Consider the following 6,645-nt stretch of genomic DNA (forward strand, 5'->3'; position numbering starts at 1 on the left):
ATATTACGTGAATTATTAATGGATATAATACAAAGAGACATTGTAGTAAGACACAAATTGCGCGATTCGAAGATAGTGAAGACTATTGCACTGTACCTCCTTACCAATGTAGGCAAAGAGTTTTCATATAATAGCCTTAAAAAAATGTTTAACCTCGGTTCGGTAAATACTGCAATAGCATTTGTTTCATATTTTGAAGACAGCTATCTGCTGTTTACTGTGCCGAAATTTGATTACTCATTTAAAAAACAGTTAATTAATGCTAAAAAAGTATACTCTATAGATAACGGCCTTTCCAGTTCTAATTCAGTACCGTTTTCTTCAGATTTTGGGAGGATGCTTGAAAATTCTGTATTCCTGCATCTCCGTAGGAAATACAAAGAGATATTCTACTTTAAAGGAAAAGGAGAATGCGATTTCTTAATAAAAGAACAAAATAAGATAAAAGCCGCAATACAGGTCTCATATGAGTTAAATGAAGAGAACAAACAGAGAGAATTCTATGGGCTTCTTGAGGCTGTCAAAAAATTTAATTTGTCAGAGGGATTGATACTCACATTTGACCAAGAAGATAAATTCACAATTGATGGAAAGCACATAATAGCTAAACCTGTTTGGAAATGGATGATAGAACGTGATATATGATACTATATTAGCAATAAGATGCAATAATATCCCACTATCTTAATGATCCGAAATATTTTAACTAAAAACTTTACCAAAAACTCTCGATGCGGCAATATTTCTGGAAACGTTGGCGAAAAGAGAAGATACAGACCGTTCTTGAAGAGCTGAAAAATAACGAAGAGATTGGCAGGGTGAAACACCTCATTGATGGCAAGCCGGTCGTTATGTACTACTAAAAAGTTCGAATTTGTCCAACTTGCATACAACCATACAGAGCCAGGCAGTTGACATCCTGAATGAGCTTTGTATAACCATAACAGGATATCTACCACTGGAGAGAGGAGCATTCGACTTAGGGACTGATTTCTTAATTGTCGAAATCTAGACGGGTTTGAAGCACAGCATGGAAAACTTGAAGGAAAGAATAGCAGGCACGAATCTCAGAGTTATAATAATTACCCCAACAGGGAGCTTATCGACAAATATAAGGGACTTGGAGAAAGAGTTCTGGTAAGGACAATTGATTCCATGAAGGAAATGCTGACAGAGCCAGTACACCCAAATCAGGGAAAATATTTGTCAGGGTAATGCTTTAATATTTCTTGTATAATAGTTCATGATAATAAAAAATCGTGGAACAGTACCTGTAATAGATAAATCGGCTTTTGTGGCACCCAACGCAACTCTTGTTGGAAATGTAAGAATCGGGTAGGATTCCAGGGTAATGTATGGCGCTACTCTGATCTCTGAGGAATCCAAAAAAAATCATGGAACATCCAGCCCAGATAATACTTTCCGGCTATGGTGAAGTGTATAAGAAATCTTGTAACGAGACTTCAAACTTGAGTTCCGCAGTTTAATTTTTGTGAGAATGCATGCTCAAGCAGTATATCATTGCCTTCTCTGTCGAATTTAACTCTTTTTTGTCCGTGCACCATCCAGGATTCTCTCCGGGTATGGAATGCTCATCTGATTGAGGAGATCCAGTGCTTGTTCTGATTCTGACCTGATCATGACACAACCCCTGACCCAAAGCGAACAGGCGTAACCTTCAGGTATGAGAGAATTCGTCTTCCCTCTGATATTTTGATTTTCACTTTCTTTTCTATGAGTCTTGAAAGCAGGAGCCTGAATTATCTGGATGTTGTTCCCATAACAGTTGGGAATAGGGAACTGTATATATAATCGGAGAGCATAGAAGCATCGGATGTTCTCAAAAGCATGGGCCATCCATATCCTCAGATCCGTAAATGTGCACATACATAATTATCTGANATGTTACGGGAATACTTTAAAACAAGTCTTCATCATCTTACACTGATAATGATTGTCATGCGGAACTTAAGTCAAAATAGTTAATTTCATGAATCTATACATAGAATCCTGATATGGTAATGTAGGAATATCTGAATTTTGTCTGTAAATGCCCGTGAAAAATCAATCCAATATGATTGATCAATAAACAACGGGTTCAGGAGGCATCTCTATATCCTCAACACTTCTTAACAGCATGGTACCTGCTATGAATATGCCTACTGATAATATCATTACCATAGACCAGTATTCATAGACAGAAATATGGTATAAAGAAGGATGGAAAATAATGTAAAAATCGGTATAAACTAACCCCCCATCCACAATGGAATGTATAAAAATACTCAGGAGGAGCGTCAACTTTCCTTTATCAACCAGTCTGCCCCATTTCATAAACGTTGCAGTTCCTGGGTGAAACAGCAAGGGAGATATAACATTGAGAAAAATAATTAATGACTGGAAACTGGAAATAGGTTTTCTGTAAAATAGCATTTCGGCAAGAAGAACAGCTATGTCAACTACCGCAAACCCAACCCCGATATATATAGCAACGTTTTTCTTTCTTGTATCCACAGCAATGTAAGTTGAACCTTCCTGAAATACACCGGCAACGATCCCTATGAATATTGAATAAAGAATATAATTTCTTACGATTAGTTTAGGATAGAGAGTTAACAGTGATGAAACGTTAAAACCATGGTAGAATAGAAAAATAATAGCTGGCATTGACTGCACAAATTGCTGTCCAATCAATGCAACAATCATATACAATATGCCCAGGCCTACCCCCTTGATTGCATAGGATCCCGTATTATCGCTTTTCGGGGTCAATTTCCACCGCCAACTAAATATTTTATGAGAGAGTGACCCTCTCTGCTGTTCCTGAAGCGTCTTCTACAATCACAGCCGTCCCATAAGCCACAATTTCCGTCATTACCTGACCAATGTCGGAAGAGTCAAATCTTAACTCTATGACCGCATTTGCACCAAGCTGTTTAGCTGAGTCTCTTAATCTGTCCATTGCAGTGTTTCTGGCGTCCGAAAGCATTTTGGAGTATTCTTTTATCTCCCCTCCACCGAGAGACCTTAGCCCTGCCATTATATTGCCGCCAATACCTCTGCTTCTGACTGTTATTCCCCATATTGTACCTATTACTTTTGTTATATTTTTGCCTGGCACATAATTCATCGTCACCATAATAACTCCACTTTCCTCCGTCATTTTAACACCTCATTTTTAATCTTATAAATATTATATATTCTGTAGTATTAAAACTTTCTAATTATATTTAAAGAATGTATAAATTACAGGACTGATTTACATAGGAAATAATTTTTTAACATATAAGCGGGAAGCCCCATGCGTTAGCTTGGGGAGGATGTCACTTTCCAAACAAGATACCATATGCCATAATCACCGGATTCATAACCATTTCTTTATGCCGTGGAGATGTTATTCAAAATGTGGATTGGATTTCTCATGTCTTAACCATATGTTGCAACTTCATCCTGTCCATTCCCACATCTTGAAAATTTATCCTAATATCACAAACAAATTTGTAGTTTCAGTAAGCATTCATTAATATGCAACCATTAAAGTGCTCTAAAGCAACATGATGGATTCTCAAAATATGCTTCTGACATCTGGACCAGAACCCTGTCCTTTGTGAGAATTGCAGATGTTTCATGTTCTGATGCCCCCTTAGAGACCGTCAAAAGGCGACCATCGGCTACCAGCAACCACGTATCACAACATTGCTGAGACAGGATAGAAATATCGAAAGCATTAGTCTCTGAGGAAATCTTGGTCAAATCCTTCTGAGGCATTGCAATCCTGATATGTACGCCTCTCGACTTCGCTTCCACTAATTGCTCATGGATAGAAGCAAATAAATTTAAACTCGGCAATATTATCATTACATCACGCCTGGCTACAAATATCATTTCTTTCATTTTTGAAACTATATTTACTACACCCTTTACAACATAAGCTATTTCTAAACCATTTTCATTAGCGGCATTCTTATTTACATTTGTCCAGACTTCCTGAAGTTGAGCCTCTACACTTTCACCCACCCTGATTCCATTTTCATACCTGCTTTTCAGTGCAGATTTCACTTGCATAATCAAAGGTGCTGGAGCCGTTGCCCTATAGGTCTTAGGCAAGCCGTACTGCACTTCTACCATATTCAACTTCGTGGCGCTTTCCAGAATACTATAAATCTTTGAATCTGGAATGCCAGTGATCTCGCATAATCTGGAGGCTGGTATGGAAGGCTCCAGGAGTAAAGCAAGATAAATCCTCCCCTCATTCAGAGGGATTCCTATCTCTAACATCTTTGGCAAGACCCCTTCCATTAGGGAAGAATAACCGATCGTGTCTATATGATTCGTTTTTGTCATTTCATTCAACTCCTCTTAAGGATACTCAACCCCTTAGATATGGGAAAAATTGGGCATTGAACATCAATTTCCTGCTCTATTTTATCAGTTCCTCATGGAACAAACCCACAACTTCAACAATATGTAGTTGACCTATCCTCCACTAGTAGTTGTTATAAGGAAATCCTAATATATATACTTACTACTACCAAGAATAAGTGGTAATATGAAAGAAAATTTAAAAGAGGCTGTTGTAAAAAGATATTCGGACAGAATTTCCGCAAATTCTGGTGGTTCCTCCTGCTGCTCACCGGGAACAGGTGCATCAAAAAACACAGAAGCCGTAACAGGTAGCTGCTGCGGAGACACATCACGCTCTACAGAAGGATCAATAGGAGTTATCGAATCTCAATCTTTTGGCTGTGGGAACCCTGTTGGACTTTCATCTGTAGGAGAAGGTGATATAGTAGTTGATCTGGGCTCGGGTGCTGGCCTCGATTGTATAAGGGCAGCAGCGAAGGCGGGAGCATCAGGCAAGGTGGTTGGAGTGGACCTGTCAGAGGAAATGATCTCGAGGGCAAACGAGAACGTCAAAACTACGGGTCTGGAGGATACAATTACATTAGTCAAGGGGGATATAGAGGATATCCCACTTCCTGATAACTATGCTACGCTGGTAATCAGCAACTGTGTTCTGGCACTCGCACCAGATAAACAAAAGGTGTTCAATGAAGTTTATAGGATTCTAAAACCTCATGGCAGGTTCGTAATATCTGATGTTGTAAGTGCAGATATTATTCCACAGGAATTAAGAAATGACATAGAGCTATTCTCCAGTTGCGTCTCCGGTGCCTCCCAGGTAGATGAATACCTCCAAATCATAAAGAAAGCAGGTTTCACAAATATCGAAGAACTGGCCAGACAGAATTACGGCAATCTTGACACCAAAGAAAAAAGTATTGAAATGTACAGCTTAACCATAAGGGGATACAAATAACTCTCCACTAATTTTAGCATAGTCTGCGGTTAACTACTCAGAGGTAAAGCGATAGAGCTTGCAACTGGGAGGATCTAATGATCAAAAATAACACTCGCTACAATAGGTTGGTTGACAGCAGCCCATTTCCTTTATCAATGATATGGTATTTGGGAAGCATTCTCTTAAAAACTTTAATCAAATCCAGACAGATCCACTATTTTATTATGAACAAACAATTATGGGCTATTTCACTAATGAAGGCTTATTATTTGAGTTAACAATTGCAAATAACCATGAGATGTTCTCTATATATGGTTTTAAGAGTTTCCACGTCCCCTTATATATGATTATGGAAAGTCGAAGAAAATAATGAAACAATACCAGCCTTTACACATGTTCAGAATGAGAATTTCACCCTACAAAACTCATTTTAATGCTAGAATAACACTACAGTACCTGCATTTGGCCTAGAAAACTAGAACCTTCTCGGCCCACAAAGTCCAGTCGCTAAGCTGATCCATAGATCCCCGCTCTATCCCATCGATCAGTTCCTCATCCTTCATCCCTCTTGCGTCCATACAGGTTCCGCAGGCACTGATCTTCACGCCCCGCGCTGCCAAACCTTTCAGCATTGTTTCTAAATTATAATACCCCTGTGCCACCTTCTGCGACCTTTTTGCTCCCAGAACAGAATCACCGAAAAGAAAAATATGTATCGTCTCACTATCCTGTTTCCTCACAATTGCCAGTGCCAGACGAAGTGCATTATAAATCTTTTCGGAGCCATATGGTGGTTCATTCAGAATAAACAATATCTCTTTCATCCTACATCACAACCCCATTCTTATACTTCAGTTTAGGAAACATTAGAACCAGTGCCTCATCCAGTATTTTTCGAATGCAACCTTCTGAACATGCCACATACTGCTAGGTTCCCTGAAGTCTATGAGCGGCTTCGGTTCTTCTAAGAATTTTCCTTCCATAAAAGCGCTCTTCCCATGTCCAGTTTCCAGGAAGCACGCACCATCCCCATCCCATTCTTTCTTTTTCCCGTTTCCTACTATTGTTTTGGCGATATTGTTTGCAACAACCTTTGCCTGGCCATGAGCGAATACCCCTGCCTTTGGGAGATACGGCACATAACCCTTTGGGGTGGGGATCGAAGCAACATCTCCAATCGCAAAGACGCCGGGAAATTTTGTCTCAAGATTTTTCACATTAACCGGAATCCATCCAGTGGAATCGGTCATGTCAGCCTTCATTACCGGCTCCGGTGCTGCGTGCGGTGGAACAGAAAAAAGAAGATCATAATCCATGGTGTCACCACTTCGAAGACAAGATCT

General features: G+C 39.4%; 6 protein-coding genes and 1 pseudogene. 2 read left to right on the top strand and 5 right to left on the bottom strand.

The window, feature by feature from the left end; translation table 11 throughout:
• Positions 1-645: ATP-binding protein (locus tag AMDU4_RS02830; RefSeq protein ID WP_021786475.1), on the top strand; the 645-nt coding region annotated here is incomplete at its 5' end.
• A 1,437-nt stretch (positions 646-2,082) separates the two neighbouring features.
• Here the strand turns inward: AMDU4_RS02830 and AMDU4_RS02835 are convergent.
• The 3 genes from AMDU4_RS02835 to AMDU4_RS02845 all read right to left on the bottom strand — a co-directional run bounded on the left by AMDU4_RS02835 (position 2,083) and on the right by AMDU4_RS02845 (position 4,344).
• Positions 2,083-2,772, bottom strand: coding sequence for a hypothetical protein (locus AMDU4_RS02835; protein ID WP_021786476.1), 690 nt, complete (start codon positions 2,770-2,772; stop codon positions 2,083-2,085).
• Positions 2,773-2,794: 22 nt separating this feature from the next.
• On the bottom strand, positions 2,795-3,163 hold the full coding sequence (locus tag AMDU4_RS02840; protein WP_021786477.1) for a heavy metal-binding domain-containing protein: 369 nt from the start codon (positions 3,161-3,163) through the stop codon (positions 2,795-2,797).
• A gap of 371 nt (positions 3,164-3,534) precedes the next feature.
• Positions 3,535-4,344: a TrmB family transcriptional regulator gene (locus AMDU4_RS02845; RefSeq protein WP_021786478.1), complete on the bottom strand. Its 810-nt coding sequence runs from the start codon at positions 4,342-4,344 to the stop codon at positions 3,535-3,537.
• A 205-nt stretch (positions 4,345-4,549) separates the two neighbouring features.
• Here AMDU4_RS02845 and AMDU4_RS02850 point away from each other — a divergent pair, with 205 nt between their 5' ends.
• Positions 4,550-5,320 carry a methyltransferase domain-containing protein gene (locus AMDU4_RS02850; RefSeq protein ID WP_021786479.1) on the top strand — a complete coding sequence of 257 codons (771 nt, stop codon included), beginning with the start codon at positions 4,550-4,552 and terminating at the stop codon, positions 5,318-5,320.
• A 449-nt stretch (positions 5,321-5,769) separates the two neighbouring features.
• On the opposite strand, the gene AMDU4_RS02855 is transcribed toward AMDU4_RS02850, so the two are convergent.
• Both AMDU4_RS02855 and AMDU4_RS02860 read right to left on the bottom strand, forming a co-directional pair.
• Positions 5,770-6,126 carry a DsrE/DsrF/TusD sulfur relay family protein gene (locus AMDU4_RS02855; RefSeq protein WP_021786480.1) on the bottom strand — a complete coding sequence of 119 codons (357 nt, stop codon included), beginning with the start codon at positions 6,124-6,126 and terminating at the stop codon, positions 5,770-5,772.
• 42 nt (positions 6,127-6,168) lie between these two features.
• Positions 6,169-6,645 (bottom strand): annotated as a pseudogene (locus AMDU4_RS02860) (NAD(P)/FAD-dependent oxidoreductase); the annotation flags it as partial.

Source organism: Ferroplasma sp. Type II (assembly GCF_000496155.1).

What these genes read in the sequence shown, in the direction of transcription:
- AMDU4_RS02840 (WP_021786477.1), bottom strand. Translation starts at nt 3,163, where the DNA reads ATGACGGAGGAAAGTGGAGTTATTATGGTGACGATGAATTATGTGCCA.
- AMDU4_RS02845 (WP_021786478.1), bottom strand. Translation starts at nt 4,344, where the DNA reads ATGACAAAAACGAATCATATAGACACGATCGGTTATTCTTCCCTAATG.
- AMDU4_RS02850 (WP_021786479.1), top strand. Translation starts at nt 4,550, where the DNA reads ATGAAAGAAAATTTAAAAGAGGCTGTTGTAAAAAGATATTCGGACAGA.
- AMDU4_RS02855 (WP_021786480.1), bottom strand. Translation starts at nt 6,126, where the DNA reads ATGAAAGAGATATTGTTTATTCTGAATGAACCACCATATGGCTCCGAA.